Source organism: Corallococcus aberystwythensis (assembly GCF_003612165.1).
Taxonomy (GTDB): domain Bacteria; phylum Myxococcota; class Myxococcia; order Myxococcales; family Myxococcaceae; genus Corallococcus; species Corallococcus aberystwythensis.
In genome coordinates, this window is the sequence record NZ_RAWK01000037.1 from 18193 (window position 1) to 36937 (window position 18745).

At 68.6% G+C, this 18745-nt stretch carries 21 protein-coding genes and 5 tRNA genes; 20 read left to right on the plus strand and 6 right to left on the minus strand.

What is annotated here, in order from left to right; all coding sequences use genetic code 11:
- Positions 1–10: 10 nt before the first annotated feature.
- Positions 11–346: a ferredoxin FdxA gene (gene fdxA, locus D7W81_RS08265; protein ID WP_120554791.1), complete on the plus strand. Its 336-nt coding sequence runs from the start codon at positions 11–13 to the stop codon at positions 344–346.
- Between the two features lie 112 nt (positions 347–458).
- Here fdxA and D7W81_RS08270 read toward each other — a convergent pair whose 3' ends face one another.
- Positions 459–1025, minus strand: a complete 567-nt coding sequence (locus tag D7W81_RS08270) for a hypothetical protein (protein WP_244227056.1) — start codon at positions 1023–1025, stop codon at positions 459–461.
- 407 nt (positions 1026–1432) lie between these two features.
- A complete protein-coding gene (locus tag D7W81_RS08275; protein WP_120554793.1) occupies positions 1433–2482 on the minus strand; it encodes a hypothetical protein in 1050 nt (349 codons plus the stop codon).
- 152 nt (positions 2483–2634) lie between these two features.
- Between D7W81_RS08275 and D7W81_RS08280 the strand changes: the two genes are divergently transcribed.
- Entirely contained in the window at positions 2635–3114 is a 480-nt protein-coding gene (locus D7W81_RS08280) for a GNAT family N-acetyltransferase (RefSeq protein ID WP_120554794.1), read from the plus strand.
- A 15-nt stretch (positions 3115–3129) separates the two neighbouring features.
- Here the strand turns inward: D7W81_RS08280 and hrpB are convergent, their stop codons facing one another.
- The 4 genes from hrpB to D7W81_RS08300 all read right to left on the minus strand — a co-directional run bounded on the left by hrpB (position 3130) and on the right by D7W81_RS08300 (position 8315).
- Positions 3130–5694 (minus strand): ATP-dependent helicase HrpB, encoded by a 2565-nt coding sequence (hrpB, locus tag D7W81_RS08285; RefSeq protein WP_120554795.1) that lies wholly within the window; start codon positions 5692–5694, stop codon positions 3130–3132.
- 45 nt (positions 5695–5739) lie between these two features.
- Positions 5740–6840: a hypothetical protein gene (locus D7W81_RS08290; protein ID WP_120554796.1), complete on the minus strand. Its 1101-nt coding sequence runs from the start codon at positions 6838–6840 to the stop codon at positions 5740–5742.
- 42 nt (positions 6841–6882) lie between these two features.
- A complete protein-coding gene (locus tag D7W81_RS08295; RefSeq protein ID WP_120554797.1) occupies positions 6883–7578 on the minus strand; it encodes an HAD family hydrolase in 696 nt (231 codons plus the stop codon).
- Between the two features lie 89 nt (positions 7579–7667).
- Positions 7668–8315 (minus strand): HEAT repeat domain-containing protein, encoded by a 648-nt coding sequence (locus D7W81_RS08300; protein ID WP_120554798.1) that lies wholly within the window; start codon positions 8313–8315, stop codon positions 7668–7670.
- Between the two features lie 81 nt (positions 8316–8396).
- Here D7W81_RS08300 and D7W81_RS08305 point away from each other — a divergent pair, with 81 nt between their 5' ends.
- The 18 genes from D7W81_RS08305 (at position 8397) to rplL (ending at position 18564) form a co-directional block, all read left to right on the plus strand.
- A complete protein-coding gene (locus D7W81_RS08305) occupies positions 8397–8789 on the plus strand; it encodes a DsrE family protein (protein WP_120554799.1) in 393 nt (130 codons plus the stop codon).
- A gap of 216 nt (positions 8790–9005) precedes the next feature.
- Positions 9006–10319 carry an adventurous gliding motility lipoprotein CglB gene (gene cglB, locus D7W81_RS08310; protein ID WP_120554800.1) on the plus strand — a complete coding sequence of 438 codons (1314 nt, stop codon included), beginning with the start codon at positions 9006–9008 and terminating at the stop codon, positions 10317–10319.
- Positions 10320–10397: 78 nt separating this feature from the next.
- A complete protein-coding gene (locus D7W81_RS08315) occupies positions 10398–11372 on the plus strand; it encodes an ATP-grasp domain-containing protein (protein WP_120554801.1) in 975 nt (324 codons plus the stop codon).
- A 65-nt stretch (positions 11373–11437) separates the two neighbouring features.
- Positions 11438–11884: a hypothetical protein gene (locus D7W81_RS08320; RefSeq protein WP_120554802.1), complete on the plus strand. Its 447-nt coding sequence runs from the start codon at positions 11438–11440 to the stop codon at positions 11882–11884.
- A 5-nt stretch (positions 11885–11889) separates the two neighbouring features.
- On the plus strand, positions 11890–12690 hold the full coding sequence (rlmB, locus tag D7W81_RS08325) for a 23S rRNA (guanosine(2251)-2'-O)-methyltransferase RlmB (RefSeq protein WP_120554803.1): 801 nt from the start codon (positions 11890–11892) through the stop codon (positions 12688–12690).
- Positions 12691–12816: 126 nt separating this feature from the next.
- Positions 12817–12889 (plus strand) — tRNA-Thr (locus tag D7W81_RS08330).
- A gap of 86 nt (positions 12890–12975) precedes the next feature.
- Positions 12976–13059: transfer RNA gene (locus D7W81_RS08335), tRNA-Tyr, on the plus strand.
- Positions 13060–13068: 9 nt separating this feature from the next.
- A tRNA-Gly gene (locus D7W81_RS08340) sits at positions 13069–13144 on the plus strand.
- A 21-nt stretch (positions 13145–13165) separates the two neighbouring features.
- Positions 13166–13241, plus strand: a tRNA-Thr gene (locus tag D7W81_RS08345).
- Between the two features lie 16 nt (positions 13242–13257).
- The gene (tuf, locus tag D7W81_RS08350; RefSeq protein ID WP_120553369.1) at positions 13258–14448 is read left to right on the plus strand and encodes an elongation factor Tu; all 1191 of its coding nucleotides are present in this window, start codon (positions 13258–13260) and stop codon (positions 14446–14448) included.
- A 94-nt stretch (positions 14449–14542) separates the two neighbouring features.
- The gene (gene rpmG / locus D7W81_RS08355; protein ID WP_002617522.1) at positions 14543–14707 is read left to right on the plus strand and encodes a 50S ribosomal protein L33; all 165 of its coding nucleotides are present in this window, start codon (positions 14543–14545) and stop codon (positions 14705–14707) included.
- Between the two features lie 22 nt (positions 14708–14729).
- A tRNA-Trp gene (locus D7W81_RS08360) sits at positions 14730–14805 on the plus strand.
- Between the two features lie 88 nt (positions 14806–14893).
- On the plus strand, positions 14894–15337 hold the full coding sequence (gene secE, locus D7W81_RS08365) for a preprotein translocase subunit SecE (RefSeq protein ID WP_120554804.1): 444 nt from the start codon (positions 14894–14896) through the stop codon (positions 15335–15337).
- Positions 15337–15885 (plus strand): transcription termination/antitermination protein NusG, encoded by a 549-nt coding sequence (gene nusG, locus D7W81_RS08370; RefSeq protein WP_014397772.1) that lies wholly within the window; start codon positions 15337–15339, stop codon positions 15883–15885. Before secE ends, nusG begins: the two co-directional genes overlap by 1 nt.
- Before the next feature lie 108 nt (positions 15886–15993).
- Positions 15994–16440, plus strand: coding sequence for a 50S ribosomal protein L11 (gene rplK / locus D7W81_RS08375; RefSeq protein ID WP_120554805.1), 447 nt, complete (start codon positions 15994–15996; stop codon positions 16438–16440).
- A 28-nt stretch (positions 16441–16468) separates the two neighbouring features.
- On the plus strand, positions 16469–17182 hold the full coding sequence (gene rplA / locus D7W81_RS08380; protein ID WP_120554806.1) for a 50S ribosomal protein L1: 714 nt from the start codon (positions 16469–16471) through the stop codon (positions 17180–17182).
- Between the two features lie 396 nt (positions 17183–17578).
- On the plus strand, positions 17579–18100 hold the full coding sequence (gene rplJ / locus D7W81_RS08385; RefSeq protein ID WP_120554807.1) for a 50S ribosomal protein L10: 522 nt from the start codon (positions 17579–17581) through the stop codon (positions 18098–18100).
- A 92-nt stretch (positions 18101–18192) separates the two neighbouring features.
- Positions 18193–18564, plus strand: a complete 372-nt coding sequence (rplL, locus tag D7W81_RS08390) for a 50S ribosomal protein L7/L12 (protein WP_120526759.1) — start codon at positions 18193–18195, stop codon at positions 18562–18564.
- Positions 18565–18745 lie beyond the last annotated feature (181 nt).

Consider the following 18745-nt stretch of genomic DNA (forward strand, 5'->3'; position numbering starts at 1 on the left):
AGATATCTACATGGCCTACGTCGTCGCCGAGCCTTGCATCAAGTGCAAGTACACCGACTGTGTCGAGGTGTGCCCGGTCAACTGCTTCTACGAGGGTGCGAACTTCCTCGTGATCCACCCGGACGAGTGCATCGACTGCGGCGCTTGCGAGCCCGTCTGCCCCACCAAGGCGATCTTCCCCGAGACCGAGCTGCCCTCGGAGTGGTCGGAGTACAAGAAGCTCAACACGGACTTCTCCAGCAAGTGGCCCAACATCGCGGAGAAGAAGGCCGCCCTGCCCGAGGCCGAGGAGTACAAGGACAAGAAGGGCAAGCGCGCGGAGCTGAACACCGCGCCCGGGAAGTAGTCGCGGGCGGAATCGCCCAAGCGCGCCCGTCGTGGAGAAGGCCCTTGCGCCCCCTGGCGTGAGGGCCTTCGTCGTTCGTGGCGGCGGGTGGGGGCAGGGCATCGTCGGACGTTCACCCCACCTGGAGGACGCTGAGCCGCAGGCCCCGGGCTTCCAGCGCGTCGCGCAGCCGCGCCACGTCCTCGGTGGGAACGGGCCCGTGACGGCCCTGGATGCGGAGGGCCACCTCGCGGGGGCCCGTGCGCTCCACCTCCACGGTGGCCTCCAGCGGCCCGCGCAAGCTCAGGCCCAGGGCAGGTCGCTGTGACTTCACGAAGACCTCGATCTTCTCGATGAGCGCCAGGGTGGACTCGACCTGCGCGACGGGAGGACCGGACGGTCCAGCGCCATCCGTGGCGCCAATCGCCGCGGGAGCCCCGCCGGGCCCGGAGACCCGCGACGGACCCTCCGGGGCACGGTCGTCACGCGGGGGCGAGGGGAGGGCAGGAGGCGGTGCCCGGGACTCGGCACGGAACGAACGTTCCACCTCGCGGGCCAGCAACTCCGACGCCCGGTGGGAGGTCCGGGCCCCTCCGTCCGCGAGCGACTCCTGGCGCACCGTCCCCAGCCGCTGCGCCTCCACGTTCATGCCCTGCCGGGCCTGCCGGAGCGTCTCCGGGCTTCCCAGCGCACTGCGCATCGTCGAGAGGACGGCCGCCGATGCACGGACACCGGGAAGCGCCAGGGGCGTACGCGTCGCCGGCCCCGGTCCCTGTCCGCCGGCACGGAGGAGCCCGGGCTTTGGAGCGGCTCCTGGCGTCACCGGCTCGCGGCGGGCACCTGGACGGAGTGGCGCGCCGGGCCGTTCAGAGGTCCGCTGGAGGACCTGTTTGAACGCGTCCTGCTCAGAAGGGGGTTTCTCGTTTCCGGAAGGGGCGTCGGGACCTTCGACCTTCATGGCATGCCTCGCGCGAAAGGGATGCGCGGGCATGAGCAGCGGCCGTGCCAGTCAGACGGAAGCGCGCTCCCGGGAGGAGGGCGCGAAGGAGACGGCACCTCAGGGGTGCCGCCCCCGGGATGGGCGTGCGGGACGCGGGACGGCGTGCTTCAGCGCTTGCCGCCGAAGCCGCCCGGCTGCACGGGCGCGGTGCCCGTCAGGTCGTTGAACGCGAGCGGACAGGCCGCCACGGCGTTGGGGTCCGCGAGCGCGGGGTTCTGGGCCCAGTCGCGGTCCTGGAACAGGTACGCGTCACGCACCTCCAGTTCCTTGAGCTGCTTGCGGTACTCCCAGAAGCGGCCGCGCAGGATCACGCGCGAGCCCTTCGGCAGCTGCGTCAGCGCCGTGTACTGGTCCTCCTTCAGCCGCGCCGTGATGTTCACCGACGGCCGCACCTTGGGCTTGCCGTAGGTGAGCCCTGACAGCAGGCCGTCGTTGCCCGGATCCGGCAGGTAGTAGACGAGCCGGGCCACCAGCGCGGGCGGCTCCGGCGGAGGGCCCTTCTTGCTGCGCTTCTTGGGCTTCTCCAGCTTCGCGTCGATGAACTCCAGCCCCGCGAAGGCCACCTCCTTGTCGAGGTAGTCGTCGCGGAACTTCGCGTCCGCCACGCTGGCCGCGGTGGTGTTGGCCTTGCGGACCTCCACGTCGTAGCGCTCCAGCATCGCGGGCAGCGTGAAGAAGAAGCTGTCCACGGGCTTCACGCCATCCGCGATGAAGCGCAGCTTGGCCAGGTCGATGGGCGGGTAGTACGGCGCGAGCGCCACCGCCGTCTGCATCCACTCCGCCGGCAGCTGCTTGTCGATGAGCACGCGGCGCATCATCGACACCAGGTACATGTTGGCCGGGAAGCGCGGCGTGGACAGCTGCGTGTTCAGCACCTGGATGAGCACGGGGTCCAGGTAGAAGTTCTCGTCGCGCCGGTGCAGGTACGGCGCGGACTCGCCCACGATGGTGAGCAGCGCGCCCACGAGCTGGGCGCAGTTCGCGTCGTTCGTCCCTTGGACCAGGGCCTGATTGACGCGGGAGCGGAGGAACCGCTTGTCCATGTCCGCTTCACGGAACACGGGCGGCTCCCCTGTCCCAAAGAAGAACTCTTTCTGGGCAAGCGCGGGCGTCGACAGCAGGCCCACGGACAGTGCGAAGAGGGCGCGAGTACGCATCGCCTCGAACCCTACCATGCCCTCCCCGGGGTGATCCTCCGTCGTGGGGGGCAGGGGACGGACCGACCGCGCGGGAGGCGCGCCGGGCCGGAAGGAGGGTGGTTTTTTCCGCCTGTTGGCGGCGCGGCCTTTTGTGTACCTTGCCCGGAGCCATGCCGATGCCTCCCGATACCTCCCCGGCACCCGTCACCGTCGCCCACATCAAGGGCGAGGCGGAGCTCATGCAGGCCCTCGCCATCCGCGAGGTGGTGTTCATCGAGGAACAGCACGTTCCCGAGGGCATCGAGCGCGACGCCGAGGACGCTCTCGCCTACCACGTCATCGCCTACCAGGGCGGCCACGCCATCGGCACCGGCCGTCTGGTGAAGCTGCCGGAGCCGCCCGCCGGACAGAGCGGAACGTGGGGCCAGATTGGCCGCATGGCGGTGCTCCAGGCGCACCGCAAGTCCCGCGTGGGTTCGCTGCTCCTCACGTCGCTGGAGGAGGAGGCGCGCCGGCGCAACGTGACGGGCATCATGCTGCACGCCCAGCTCTACGCGCTCGACTTCTACAAGAAGCACGGCTACCAGCCCGTCGGCGCCGTCTTCGACGAAGCCGGCATCGACCACCTGGAGATGCACAAGCGGCTGTAGTCCGCCCCGCCGTCGTTAGCGCCTCGGAGGACGGGGCGCGGGCGGCTCGGCGTGGCGCGGATCCTCGGGCCATGAATGCCGGGGATACTTGCGGCACAGTTCCTTGCGGATCGCCGGGTAGTGACGCTCCCAGAAACCCGCCAGGTCGGTCGTCACCTGCACGGCGCGCATGTTGGGGGCCAGCAGGTGCAGCACCAGTGGCACGCGGCCCGCGCCCACGCTGGGCCCCTGCGCCATCCCGAAGAAATCCTGCAGCCGTGACTCCACCCAGGGTGGCTTGTTGGGCTCGTAGTGCACCTTCACACCGCGCCCACCGGGCAGGGTGACGCGCTCGGGAGCGTGGTTCGCCAGCAGGCGCTGCTGCTCGGAGGTGAGGCGCGCGTAGAGCGCGTCCAGCAGCGACACGCCCTCCAGGTCGGAGAAGCTGCGCGCGCCAATGCACAGGGACGCCAGCGCGTCGCGCATGAAGTTCGCGTCCACGGTGGGAAAGCCCGCCTCGGGGAAGGCCTTGCCCAGCAGTTCCACGCGCGTGCGCCACTGCTCCAGCGCCTCGGGTTCCGCGAAGCGCTCCGGGCCCGCGGCCAGCGCGGCCTCGGCCAGCACGCGCGCGGCCTCTTCCGACGGGGGCGCGGGCGTGCGCGTCTCCTCCAGCATGAGGTTGCCGTAGGCCAGCCGCGTCAGCCGCTCCACGCGGCGCGAGTCCGGGTTCCACTGAAGGGTGTCCACCTCCTCCAGCGCGTCCGGGTAGAGGTCCAGCAGCCACTCCGCCTCCACGGCGCTGGCGAGCCGCACGACGGCGCCACGGCCGGGACGCTCCTCGGCATCGACGGCCACCATCAGCTCCGCGTCCTGCACGACGCTGAACTCGGACAGGCTGGTGGTGCCACCACCGAACATGAGCAACTCGGGGGAGCGCGGCCGGCGCCTGCGAGCCACACGGTCCGGGTAGCCCGCGAGCACGCTGAGCATCAGGGCCTGTTCCACGTCCTCGGGGCGGCCGGGCCGCGAGCCCTGTTCCCGCACCGTGCGGCGCAGCTGCTTCTGCACGCGCTCCACGGATTGCACCGCGCCCGCGTCCAGCGACAGCGACTGCATGCGGCCGGAGGCGAAGCCTGAGCGGCCGGCCTCGCGGAAGCGCTCCAGGAGCTCCAGCAGGTCGGACGGGCCGCTGACGAGCGCGGACGCGCGGCCACCACCGCCCAGGTTGGCGCGGGCCTCGCGGCGGATGTCCCGCTCGCCCATGAGGGCCGCGAGCACGGCGGCATCCGCGCCCACACCCCTGCGCTCGCCCTCGACGATGACGCGGGCCTGTCGCGGGTGGACGGGGAAGCGCAGCAGTCGCTGGCCCACATCCGTCACCTGATTCTTCGAGTCCACCGCGCCCAGCCGGCGCAGCAGTGTCTCCGCGGCCTCCAGGGCGGGAGCGGGGGGCGGCTCGAAGAACGGGAACGCCGTCAGGTCCTTCACGCCGGACGCGCGCAGGGAGAGCACCGTTTCAGCCAGGTCGGTGCGGCGGATCTCCGGGGCCTCCTGATCAGGGCGCCCGTCGAAGTCGTGCTGGGTGTAGAGGCGCACGCAGTGGCCGGCACGGGTGCGGCCCGCGCGGCCGGCGCGCTGGACGGCGGAGGCGCGGCTCACCTTGCCCAGCTTGAGCTGAGGCAGTCCGGACCAGGGCGAGTGGGACGCCACGCGAGCAAGGCCACTGTCGATGACGACCGCGACGCCGTCGATGGTGACGGAGGTCTCCGCGACGTTGGTGGACAGGATGATCTTCCGGCGCGAACTGCGGCGCACGGCGCGGTCCTGCTCCGCGGGGGAGAGGTCGCCATGGAGCGGGAGCACGTCCGCGTCGTGGCGTTCAGCGAACTCCGCGCAGGTGTCTCGCGCGCGGCGGATCTCTCCGGCGCCGGGAAGGAACACGAGCACGTCGCCGTCAACGCCCTGGGTGAAGAGGCGCTTGAGCGCGGAGAGCACCTGCTGATCCAGGTGCCGCTCATCCGGGGCGGAAAGGTACTCGACGCTGACGTCGAAGCGGCGGCCTTCGGAGCGCAGGGAGGGGGCGCCGCCCAGGTACGCGCGGACGGGCTCGGCCTCCAGGGTCGCGGACATCACGACAAGCTTGAGGTCGGGACGGGCCGTCTCCTGAAGCCGCCGCAGGAGCGCGAGCGAGATGTCCGCGGACAGGTGCCGCTCGTGGAACTCGTCGAGCACGACGATGCCCACGTCGCGCAGGGTGGAGTCGGTGAGCAGGCGGCGGCCGAGCACGCCCTCGGTGACGAAGGACATGCGCGTCTTGGGGCCACGGACGTCCTCGAAGCGGACCTGGTAGCCGACGGTCTCGCCCACGCGCTCGCCAATCTCCTCGGAGACGCGCTGCGCGGCGAGCCGGGTGGGCAGCCGCCGGGGCTGGAGGACGACAATCTCCTTGCCCGCGCCCAGCCCTGCCTCCAGCAGCGCGCGGGGAACGCGGGTCGTCTTGCCCGCGCCAGGAGGCGCCTCCAGCACGAGCGACCGGGAACCCCGGAGCGTGGAGACGATGTCGGGCAGGAGGGGATCAATGGGAAGGGCGACGTCCGCCATGTCCGGGTTCCTCTTCACGGCGGGGGACTCACCGCGCGTCGGGTCTCAAGGCGTACCAGCCTCGGACGGGTCGGTCTTCTTGCGGCGCTTGGGGCGCACGGCCTCGGGAGCATCGGAAGCCGGGGCGTCAGCGGCAGCGTCGGCCTGTGCGGCTTCGGGAGGCGGAGCCGCGTTCTTCGGAGGCCGGCCCCGCCGGGCGGGACGCGCCGCGACGGGAGCTTCTGCCGCAACAGGCTCCGGAGCAGCGGGGACCTCTTCGGCTCCACTGTCCGGTGCCTCGACGACAGCGGTTTCCTCCAAGGGCGCCGCAGCCTCCGCGTCGTCGGGAGCCGCGTCCATCGCGTCGTCCCCAGAAGCCTCCTCGGAGCCTTCGAACCCATCCTCCTGGCCTGGGTCACCCTCCTCGCCGAAGAGGTCCGAAGTCCCCTCCTCGGCGGAGAGCGCGAGCGACTTGCCCGCGCGTTTCCGGGGCTTGAGGGTGAGGCCCGCGGCCTCGAAGACCCCGGGCACGGGAACGAGCGCGGCCTCCGCGAGCAGTCGCCCCTGCCGCAGCGCCACATCCAGACGCCGTCCCAGCGCCACCAGCGCCTCGCGCAGGGCCGCCTCCTGCTCCGGAGGCAGAGGGGTCGGGGACAGGCTCGCGGTCCACGCGGCGAACGTCGCGGCGACCTGATCCACGACGGGGCGGACCATGGCGAAGTCATCGCGGGAGAAGATGCGGGTGACGTAGGCGCTCTTGAACCGCCGCTCGTACGACGTGGCGTACTCGTTGACCAGCTCCACGGGGGCCCGGCGCAGCTGCGGGAACTTGAGGTGCGGGAAGAGGGCCTCGATGACAGGGGCGCGGCTGCTGGCGGTGAAGGTGATGCCGGCGTGCAGCTTCTCCAGCGCATCCACCCAGCGGCCCTGTTGATCGAACGAGAACTCCTCGCGGGCCTCGTCGAGCTCGGGCAGGTCCTTCACCTGTTCCAGCAGGCCACCCGCCGGTTCCCGGGCCTCGCGCAGGCGCTCCAGCGCGGAGGCCAGCCACTGCTTCTCGGCCTCCAGCCCTGGCCTGCCGACGACCATCTCCTCCGCCGTGGCGAGTCGGGCCTCGAAGGCCTCGGCGAAGCGGATCAGCTCATAGGATTCGAGCGTGGACGACATGCGTGAACGACTCCTCGGAGGGGCGGCGGAGATACCACACCTTCACCGTCCGACGAGCAGGGCCTCCATGGCGCCCGAGGCGGCGAAATCCGAGAAGGCCCACTCGGCCCCCGCGTCGATCAGCGCCTGCGGCGTGAAATTGCCCGTGCCCACGCCAATCGTCTCCGCGCCAATGCCCTTGGCGGCAGCGACGTCCTTGGGCGTGTCGCCGATGATCACCACCCGGCACGCCTCCAGGGGGTGGCCCAGCTGCGCCGCCCCGGCCTGCGCGCCATGCCGGATGAGGGCCACGCGGTCCTCGAAGTCGCAGCCGAAGCCACCGAAGGCGAACTGGTCGTGGATGTTCACGCGGTCCAGCTTCACCTTGGCGCCCGCGCGCACGTTGCCGGTGCCCAGGCCCACCGCGAAGCCCGCCCGCGAGCGCGCCTCCAGCACGGCCTCTCGCATGCCCGGATGCAGCCGGTACTCGCGCGCATCGACCTTGGGGACTTCCAGGCCCAGCCGGGCCACGTACGCGTTGATGACCGCGCTGATGGCGTCCTCGGTGTCGGGCTGGCCGATGATGCCCAGGCCCTTGCGGACGATGGCCCGGTCCGTCATGCCGGACATGCTGAAACCATCACACGCGTCCCGGCGCCGGTGGAGCTGCTCGAAGGCCAGGCCCATGGCGCGGCGACCGGCACCGCCGGTGGTGACGAGGGTGCCATCGATATCGAAAAGGAGGACGGTGGGGCGCATGGCCTCCCATCTAACGGAAGGCCCTGCCCGACGCGAGCCCCCGAGCAATCCACCCGGACAGCTGTCCTCGGCCATGCCCGGTGTCCGGCTCAGGGCTCGGCCAGCGTAAGCCCCTGCTGGAGCGCTTCACGCACTTGAGGGACATCCTCCAGGGGGAGCCGCTCCTCCAGCACCTCGCGCACCTGCTGACCGCCCAGCCTGCCGAGCGCCTGCGCCACGGCCTCACGGATCAGCAGGTCGCGATCCTCCAGCCGGGCGCGCAGCGTCTTCACGGCCTCGAACCCCAGGCGCTGCCCCAGCGCGGCGGCGGCCTGCGAGCGGACATCCGAAGGCCTTTGCGGATCCTCCAGCATCGCCTGGAGTGTCTGACCCGCCTCGGGAGCTTCCACCCGCGCCAGCGCCGTCACCGCCCGCATCCGCTGCGCATCGGGGACGCTCGTGTCCTCCGCCAGCGCCGCGAGCACGGGCACGACCCCTGGCCCCAACCTGCGCCACGCCGCCTCCGGTGCCACGGACGGCTGCGCGAGCAGACCCAGTGCCTCCGCGCGCAGCGGTCCGGGAGTCACGGCGACCGGAGCGACGGACGGGACCTTCGCGTGGACCGGAGCCGCCTCGGACACGGGCCCCGCGCCCGCGAGCACGGCAAGACCGGCCAGCGCCACCCACAGTGAGGAGGCGGAACGGGACGGGACCGGCGAGGGACGAACACCGCGGGGGCGGGACGGCTGACTCGGCATGCGAGGCTCCCGGTGGGGAAGGGGAGCCCTGTTATACGACGGCTGCCCGTCCGGACTCGATACCGCTAAGGTCGGACCACCATGGCCGGACGCGTCTTCTTCTTCCTCCAACACGCCACGTACGAGCCCGCCTATCAGGCGGCCTCCATGGGCATCACCGCCGCCGCGATGGGTGACGACGTCTATTTCGTCTTCGCCTTCGAGGCCCTGCGCCAGCTGGTCCGCGGCGGCTTCGGCCTGGCGCACAGCGAGCGCGAGCGCACCGAGGCGGCCCGGGCCGAAGGGCTCAATGTCCCCACTCCGGCCCGCATGCTGGAGGAGGCCCGTGCCCTGGGCGCGAAGCTCGTGGCCTGCGACACCACGGTGCGCATCTGTGGCCTCTCACCCCAGGACCTGCACGGCACGCTGGACGAGGTCATGGGCCTGGCCTCCATCTGGAGGCTGACCGAAGGCGCACGCGTCCTCACGCTGTGAGCGGCCTCCGGGGCCGGTTCCCACCCTCGGGAAGGAGGCGGATGTCCGACAGGGGATTCGAACCTGCCCCCGTGGATCGCCTGACGTTGCAACTTGGCAGCATTACCTGAATGGAACCTGCCTGCCGCGCGTCGCTGTAGCCTCGGTGGGCGTCCACGCGTTACGCTGGGGCATTCGCAGTTCGTTGTTCCCCCCTGGAAGGAATCCTCAAAGCCTATGCGCGCCAAGTTGACCCCCCTGAGCGCACTGCTGGCCGGCACCCTCGGTGTTGCCGTCATGGCCGGCTGTCAGACCTATGACTTCGAGCCGGTGGATCCGCTCGCCATCGCCCAGACGACGAAGGAGACGGTGATCACTGCCCGCCGGAGCAAGCCGGACGTGATGCTCCTCGTGGACATCTCCGGCTCGATGACGAAGCCGGTCAACGCGGATCTGGTCGTCAACGGCACGCGCGTGTGCGACCTCACCGAGGACGGTTATGTCTTCGCCTGTGGTGAGGACTACCCCTGCGATACTTCGAAGTGCCCCACGCGCTGGTCGGAGCTGCAGGGCGCCATGGGCCCGTTCCTCGCGGAGAGCGGCAAGCTGGTCCGCTTCGGCCTGACGACCTATCCGGTGCCTCCGCCTCAGCTGCCGCCTCCGCAGAAACCGAGCGCCGCCCAGCTCTGCGCGCCTGCCACCACCGGAGAGAGCGTCCGCGTCAGCATCCCCGTCGACAAGGATCTGGACGAGGAGCTCCTGCTTCACGCGAACTCGGTGAATGACAGCATCCAGTCCATCCCCAACGGCGGCCAGGGCCGTCCCCAGGGTGGTACGCCGACGGGCGAGAGCCTGAAGTTCACGGGCACCCTCTTCAGTGGCCCATCCGAGGACCGCGATCGCATCATCATCCTGCTGACCGACGGTCTGCCTAACTGCAACGAAAAGAACCAGTACAACGGTAGCAGCCCCGAGTGCCGCTGCGTGGTCGAGCCCGCGAGCGCGTGCCTGTCCCCGGAAGCCCCGTACTACACCCGTGGTTGCCTCGACAAGAACGCCTCCGTGGCGGCCGTCGAGGCGCTGCAGACGAACAAGATCTCCACCATCGTCATCGGCTTCGGCGCGGAGACGTCGGTGGGTGACGGTCCCAGCGTCCTCAACGAGATGGCGCGCGCGGGCGGCTACGCGCGCACCTGCAAGGCCACAGTTGACTGCGGCGCGGGGGACACCTGCGACGTCGCGACCGGACTGTGCGGCCGTTCCTTCTACCAGGCGGGCAATCGCGAAGAACTGGCGAGCGCGCTGAAGTCCATCAGCGAGCGGTTCCTGCCGGGTGAGCCGTGCTTCACCCCGCTCGAGAAGAGCCAGCTGCCCTCCGACGAAAAGCTCATCGTCGTCTACATCGACGGCGAGCGCACGCTCGCGGGCCCCGACACCTGGTCGCTGGAAGAGGGGGGCGTGCGGTTCACGGGCAGCGCCTGCACGAAGCTGGAGGCGTCGCGTCCGGAAGACCCTGTGACGGTCGAAGTGCGCGCCATCCGCCAGCTCTAGGCAGCAGGCAGGCGGAGGCGGCTTTACGCGGGCGGGGGCGGGGATTATAGGGTCCTCGCCTCGCCGGTCGCCTCCGCCATGAAAATCACCGTCCTCTCGCGCTCCGCTTCCATCTCGTCCACGCGGCGGATCGTCGAAGCAGGCCGCGCGAGGGGGCACCGGGTCCGCGTGCTCAACCCGCTCCGGGTGCAGATGCATCTGGACGGGGGCAGCCAGGCGACCCTCTTCTACGACCGCAAGAAGCTCACGCCCACCGACGTCGTCATCCCGCGCATCGCCCTGTCCATCAGCACCTACGGGCTCGCGGTGGTGAACCAGTTCGGCCTGGCACGCGTGCCCCTGGTGAACCATGCCCAGGCCATCGCGCAGTCGCGCAACAAGATGCGCTCGCTCCAACTCCTGTCCGCCCACGGCATCGACGTCCCTGCCACGGTGATGGCCCGGGACGCGGCCCACCTCAAGGAGATGGTCGGGCTCGTGGGCGGGGTGCCCGTGCTGGTGAAGCTCCTCCAAGGACAGGAGAAGCACGGCGTGATGGTCTGCGAGAGCCTCCAGTCGCTGGAGGCCGCGCTCGAGGCGGTGCTCGGGCTGGGGCACAACCTCGTCATGCAGGAGTACGTGCGGAGCACCGGCCAGGACGTGCGCGTCCTCGTGGTGGGCGGAGAGGCCATCGCCTGTGTGCTGCGCAAGCCGCGCCCCGGCCGGCTCTCACACACGCTGAACCGGGGCGCCCGGCTGGAGGCCATGACGCTGACCCCCAGCCACCGCGCCACGGCGGAGAAGGTCGCCCGGCTCGTGGGCCTGGAGGTCGCGGCGGTGGACATCCTGGACGTCCAGGGACACCCCAAGGTCTTCGAGGTGAACAGCTCGCCCGCGCTCCTGGAGATGGAAGCCGCGACGGGCCTGGACCTGGCCACGCCCATCATCCAGCGCGCGGAGGCGCTCGTCGCGGGCGCCGCCCCCGTCTGGAGCGCCGTCCTGGAGACGCCCCAGGCCCTGCCCCCGCCGCCGGGGCGCAAGGGCGTCGTGAAGGTGAACGCTCCGGGGAGTTAGAAGAGAAAGCGCTCCCCGCGCGTCCGAAGCCCCGGTATACGAACGCCGCCTTCCTGGAGACACCCATGCCCAGCCTCCGCCGCCTCCCGACCCTGGCCCCCCTGCTGCTGACGCTCGTCGGCGCGCCGGTGCTGGCCCAGGACGTGGACCCCGCCACCCTCTATGAAGTCACGACCGAGGGGACGTCCACGCAGGTGAAGGCCGGAGGGCAGGGGACGTTCGTGCTCGCCATCAAGTCGAAGCCCGGCGCCCATGTCTCCGACGAGGCCCCGCTGAAGCTGGAGCTGACGGGCAAGCAGCTGACGCCCGCCCGGAAGACGCTGACCCGCGAACAGTCGGTGGCGAAGAAGGCCGCCGGCCAGCAGTTCGTGGATCCGCGCTTCGAGGTCCCCTTCACCGCGGTGTCCGCCGGCAAGGGCACGCTGGACGCGACGCTGACCTTCTTCATCTGCACGGAGAAGATCTGCGCCCGTCAGAAGAAGACCTTCTCGCTGCCCGTGGAGGTCCAGTAGCCCCCATGCGAGAGCGCCCTCCCAAGCCTTCCGGTAGCGACCGCGGCGGCCACGAAGCCCCGCGCTACGTCCATGGCGTCAACCCCGTGCTGGAGGCCCTGCGCGCCCACCCCGACGCGGTGGAGCGCCTCTTCATCGTCGACGGGCAGGTCGGCGCCAAGGCCGCGGGCGAGCTGCTCAGCCGCGCTCGGGACGCGGGCGTCCGGGTGGAGAAGGTCGGCCGGGAACGCCTGACCTCCATGGCGGAGGGCGGCGTGCACCAGGGCGTGGTCGCCGAACTGCGCGGCTTCCAGTACGTCGAGTTGGAGGACGTGCTCGACGCCGCGAAGGCCAAGAAGCAGCCCGCGCTCGTCGTCGTGCTGGACGGCATCCAGGACCCGCACAACCTGGGCGCCATCATCCGCTCGGCCCACGCACTCGGGGCTCACGGCGTCGTGCTGGCCAAGGACCGCGCCGTGCAGGTGACAGGCACGGTGGCCAAGGCCTCCGCGGGCGCCGTCGAATACTGCCCCATCGCGCGCGTCACCAACATCTCCCGGTCCCTGGAGCAGCTGAAGGAAGCGGGCCTCTGGGTCGCGGCCGCGGACATTGAAGGCGCCGAGCCTCTGTGGAGCGCCCGCCTGGACGGGCCCCTGGCGCTGGTGGTGGGGGCCGAGGGAGCGGGCGTGAGGGAAGGCGTCCTCAAGCACTGCGACTTCCGCCTCCGGATTCCCATGGTCGGTCAGGTCAGTTCACTGAATGCGTCTGTTTCCGCCGCGATTCTGCTATACGAGGTCGCCCGTCAGCGGGGCCGGCCTTCCCGCTGAAAACCCCGGATCAATCTCCTTGACTTGGAGAGTGGGGGCTTTTAAAAGGTCGCGCCTCGCAAGCCGCTGCCGAGGGGTTGACGGTCCGTCCGGGATGAGGTAGGGCGGGGCAGTTGCTGGATGGATGCCGGTGTAGCTCAGTCGGTAGAGCAACTGATTTGTAATCAGTAGGTCGCGGGTTCAAATCCCGCCGCCGGCCAGGTAGGACGGGCCGCGGACAAGGGCCCGGGACGCGGAAGCAGGATGGAGTAGGGAAGCAGCACGCAGCACCACAAGCGAATATCTGGAGAGATGCCCGAGCGGCCAAAGGGAGCAGACTGTAAATCTGCCGGCTCTATGCCTACGGTGGTTCGAATCCACCTCTCTCCACTCGGCAATGCGGGAATAGCTCAGTTGGTAGAGCGTCAGCCTTCCAAGCTGAATGTCGTGGGTTCGAATCCCATTTCCCGCTCCAACCGTTGTAGTGCATCGCCAAGCCCTGATAGCTCAGTTGGCAGAGCGCGTCCTTGGTAAGGACGAGGTCACCAGTTCAATCCTGGTTCAGGGCTCCATTTTTCGAGGAGTGTCATGTCCAAGGAAAAGTTCGATCGCAGCCTGCCCCACGTGAACATCGGAACGATTGGGCACGTGGACCACGGCAAGACGTCGCTGACGGCGGCCATCACGAAGGTGCTGGCCAAGACGGGCGGCGCCACGTTCCTGGCGTACGACCAGATTGACAAGGCGCCGGAAGAGCGCGAGCGCGGCATCACCATCTCCACGGCGCACGTGGAGTACAAGACGAAGAACCGCCACTACGCGCACGTCGACTGCCCGGGGCACGCCGACTACGTGAAGAACATGATTACGGGCGCGGCGCAGATGGACGGCGCCATCCTGGTGGTGTCGGCGGCGGACGGCCCGATGCCCCAGACGCGCGAGCACATCCTGCTGGCGCGCCAGGTGGGCGTGCCCTACATCGTGGTCTTCCTGAACAAGGTGGACCTGCTGGATGACCCGGAGCTGCGCGAGCTGGTGGAGATGGAGGTGCGTGACCTCCTGAAGAAGTACGAGTTCCCCGGCGACAGCATCCCCATCGTCCCCGGCTCCGCGGTGAAGGCGCTGGAGGGTGACACCAGCGACATCGGCGAGCCGGCCATCCTGAAGCTGATGGAGGCGGTGGACGCGTACATTCCGACGCCGCAGCGCGCGACGGACAAGCCCTTCCTGATGCCGGTGGAAGACGTCTTCTCCATCGCCGGCCGTGGCACGGTGGCCACGGGCCGCGTGGAGCGCGGCATCATCAAGGTGGGCGAGGAAGTCGAAGTCGTCGGTCTGCGTGCGACGCAGAAGACGGTGGTGACGGGCGTGGAGATGTTCCGCAAGCTGCTGGACGAGGGCCGGGCGGGCGACAACATCGGCGCGCTGGTGCGTGGCCTCAAGCGCGAGGACATGGAGCGCGGCCAGGTGCTGGCGAAGCCGGGCAGCATCACGCCGCACACGAAGTTCAAGGCGCAGATTTACGTGCTGTCGAAGGAAGAGGGCGGCCGCCACACCCCGTTCTTCAAGGGGTACCGTCCGCAGTTCTACTTCCGCACCACGGACGTGACGGGCACGGTGAAGCTGCCGGACAACGTCGAGATGGTCATGCCGGGCGACAACATCGCCATCGAGGTGGAGCTCATCACCCCGGTCGCGATGGAGAAGGAGCTCCGGTTCGCCGTCCGCGAGGGTGGCCGTACGGTGGGCGCCGGCGTCGTTGCGGAGATCATCGCCTAGTCGGCTTCCCGCCGACCGGCTTTCACGGGCACTGAGTTGCGGAGGGGAGGGCTGCTTTTGTAGCCTTCCCTTCTCGCATCTGGTGAAATGAACCATGCCTAAGGGTAACCGTTCCATCATCTCGCTCGAATGCACCACGTGCAAAGAGCGGAACTACACGACCACGAAGAACAAGCGGAAGAGCCAGGACAAGCTCGAACTGAGCAAGTTCTGTCCTCGCTGCCGCAAGCACACGGACCACAAGGAAGGCAAGGTCTAGGTCGTCCGTTCCATGAAGGTTTAGGCCAGTAGCTCCAACGGTAGAGCAGCGGTCTCCAAATCCGCGTGTTGGGGGTTCGAATCCCTCCTGGCCTGCCAGCTTCAGTACAGGGACCCCCGGTACCGAGCGGTGCCGGGGGTCCCTGCCTTTTCGCAGTCCCGCTTCCGCAGTCCCTCGTGAGGCACCATGGCGACGGCATCTGAGGCCAGCCAGCAGGCTAACCGCTCGGGCATCGACCCCAAGCGGCTCGTGGTCATCTTTTATCTCGTCGTTGCCATCGTCCTGGCCCTCTTCCTGGAGCACGTCTTCGGGTTGCTCTGGAGCCGGTTCGGCTGGAACGACGTGGAGCTCTTCGAAGGGCTCGGCTGGCGCGTGTCGACGCTGGTGGGCTATGTGGCTGCCCTGGCCCTGGTGCTGGCGGCCTACTTTCACCCTCGCACGCACACCCTCTCCATCGACGTGGCGTCCGAATTGATGAAGGTCACCTGGCCTACCTGGTCGGAGACCCGCGCATCGACCATGGCCGTGGTCGTCGCCTCGCTGGTGGCGGCCGTTCTGCTCTTCTGCATCGACACCGTCGCCTACAACTTGATGGTGGAGTGGCTGCCTGCCCTGTGGGGGAAGCTGTAATGGCGAAGAAATGGTTCACGGTCCAGACCTACTCGAACTACGAGAACCAGGCGAAGAAGAACCTGGAAGAGCAGGTGCGCCTCAAGGGCCTGCAGGACCAGGATCTGATTGGTGAGATCCTCATCCCCATGGAGCAGGTCGTGGAGATGGTGAACGGCGAGAAGAAGACCACCCGCCGCAAGCTCTTCCCGGGCTACATCTTCGTCCAGATGGAGCTTAGCGACACCACCGTCCACCTGGTGAAGAACACCTCCAAGGTGACGGGGTTCCCGGGCGTCGGTCAGAACGAGCAGCCCCGGCCCATGTCGGACCGCGAGGTCGAGCGCCTCACCGCGCAGGTCACCGAGGGCGCCCACAAGGCCAAGCCCAAGGTCCAGTTCGAGACCAGCGACACGGTGCGCGTCATCGACGGCCCGTTCGCCAACTTCAATGGCACCGTGGAAGAGGTCAACCCGGAGAAGGGCCGCGTGCGCGTGCTCGTCAGCATCTTCGGCCGTGCGACCCCCGTGGAGCTCGACTTCATGCAGGTGGAGAAGACCACCGGCTAGTTTCAAAGGTCTTCCGCGCCCGGGTGACGGGCGCGGATCAACGGGTGGGAGGGTCGCCCCGTCTGGCGGCCCGTTGGAACCACCCTCTCGAAAGGCAGCAGTCCGCCGATGAAGAAGGTCACAGGTCAGGTCAAGTTGCAGATTCCCGCCGGCAAGGCGAACCCCGCCCCGCCGATTGGTCCCGCGCTCGGTCAGCAGGGCGTGAACATCATGGAGTTCTGCAAGCAGTTCAACGCCAAGACGCAGGCGGAGGCCAAGGAGGGTCTGATCATCCCGGTGATCATCACCGTGTATCAGGACCGCTCCTTCACCTTCATCCTGAAGACCCCCCCCGCCGCCATCCTCATCAAGAAGGCCGCGGGTCTCCACACGGAGAAGAAGAAGGGTTCGGGCGCGAAGAAGCCGGGCAAGGAGAAGGTGGGGACGATCACCCGCCAGCAGGTGGAAGAGATCGCCAAGAAGAAGATCCAGGACACCACCGCCGCGTCCATCGAAGCCTGCATGAACACCATTGCCGGCACCGCGCGCTCCATGGGCATCGACGTCGTCGGCTAGCCCGCCCCATCTCTCAAGGATTCCTGCCATGGCTACCAATGGAAAGAAGTTCCGCGCGTCCAACGAGCTGGTGGACCGCAACAAGCGCTACGCCGTCGCCGAGGGCTTCGCGCTGCTGAAGAAGACCGTCGAGACCCGCGCGACGAAGTACGACCAGACGGTCGACGTCGCCATCAACCTGGGCGTGGACCCGAAGCACGCGGACCAGATGGTCCGTGGCGCCGTGGTGCTCCCGCACGGCACCGGCGCCACCGTGCGCGTGGCCGTGTTCGCCAAGGGTGAGCGCGCCACCGAGGCCGCCAACGCCGGCGCGGACATCGTGGGCGCCGAGGACCTCCAGAAGCGCATCGAGGAGGGCTTCCTCGACTTCGACACTGTCATCGCGACGCCGGACATGATGGGTATCGTCGGCCGGCTCGGTAAGGTGCTCGGTCCCCGCGGCCTCATGCCGAACCCGAAGGTCGGCACGGTGACCATGGACGTCGCCAAGGCCATCCGCGACTCCAAGGGCGGTAAGGTGGACTTCCGCGCGGAGAAGGCGGGCATCGTCCACGCGAAGATGGGCAAGGCCTCCTTCCCCGCGGACAAGCTCGAGGCGAACTTCAACGCGCTGGTGGACCTGGTGATGAAGCTCAAGCCGGCCACCGCCAAGGGCGTGTACCTGCAGGGCATCGCCATCTCGACGACCATGGGGCCGGGCATCAAGCTCGACACCACGGAAATCCTGGCGCGCCACCGCTAATCGCGGGTGTCAGGACGGGCAGGGAAGGGTGCGCTCCCTGACGGGGAGCGTCATTCCCGAGTCCGCTGAATGTCAGCCCGATAGAAAGTGCTGGATCTTTGCGAAAGCCGGGGGTATAGGCCCCCGGCTTTTGCAATTGGGGCGCCATGTCGAGAGACGCGGCGTTCCGACCTGGTTCATGACAGCAGGGACCTGGAAGGGAGAAGACGCGTCCGTTGGGAACCGGGCAACCGGTCGGGCCGTCCATCCACTCCTGGTTCAAACGGCCGCAAGGTCAGCCCTGCCGAGACTGGAGGTGCGGTGTGGTGCCTCTCGGAGGCCCCCCTCTCGCTCTGCCACTTTGGCCCAGGCATCACGCCCGACCGTCAGGTCGGGCCATGAAGGAGGTGAGTCAAGGTGCTGAAGAGCGAGAAGGAAGAGATGATCAAGGAGCTCCACGAGAAGTTCGCCCGGACGAAGACGGCGGTGGTCGCCGAATTCTCCAAGGTGGACGTGGAGACCGTCACCAAGCTGCGTCGCAAGTTCCGCGAGGGCAAGGTCGAGTACAAGGTCATCAAGAACACGCTGGCGCGCCGTGCCGCTGAGGGCACGACCGTCTCCGCGATTTCGGATGACTTCACCGGTCCCGTGGCCCTGTGCATCAGCTACGACGACGTGGTGGCTCCTGCGAAGATCCTGATGGATTTCATCAAGGACATGGAGACCATCAAGGTCCGTAGCGCCGTGGTGGACGGCAAGAAGATTGATGCCAACGGCGTGAAGGCGCTGGCGAAGATGCCGGGCCTCAATGAGCTGCGCGGGCAGTTGCTCGGCATGCTCAACCAGCCGGCAGGCAAGCTGGTTCGGACCATCGCGGCCCCCGGGTCGCAGCTCGCGCGGGTGCTGCAGGCCAACGCGGACAAGTCGCAGGGGCAGTAATCATCCCGAGAAGTTTTTCTACCGCAACCTCTTCGGCGCGGCAGCCCAGATGGGTCGCCCGCCGTTAGTCAACCGCAGAAGGACACAGTTCAATGGCTGACCTGAATTCGATTGTCGACCAGCTCTCTTCGCTCACCGTCATGGAAGCGGCCGAGCTCGTGAAGCAGCTTGAGGCGAAGTGGGGCGTTTCCGCCGCCGCCGTGGCCGTGGCCTCCGCGGGCCCTGCCGCCGCCGCCGCTCCTGTCGAGGAGAAGACGGAGTTCAACGTGGTGCTGGCGAACGCCGGCGCCAACAAGATCAACGTCATCAAGGAGATCCGCGCCATCACCGGCCTGGGCCTGAAGGAGGCCAAGGACCTGGTCGAGGGCGCGCCCAAGACGGTCAAGGAAGGCGTCAACAAGGACGACGCCAAGAAGATCAAGGACCAGCTCGTCGCGGCTGGCGCCACCGTCGAGATCAAGTAGTTCTGTACAGGGGCTGCCCTGTTCTTCCGGGAAATCCCGGGCAGCCTGCTGATCGGATGAGCAGGCCGGTGCTCCCTTTGCTGGGGCACCGGCTTTGCCCATTTGACATTTGCCAAATTTCCCGGCGCCGCCGCGCGTTACTGAAGTTTGCCCCGCCCGAGCAGCCGTCCCCGGAGACCGA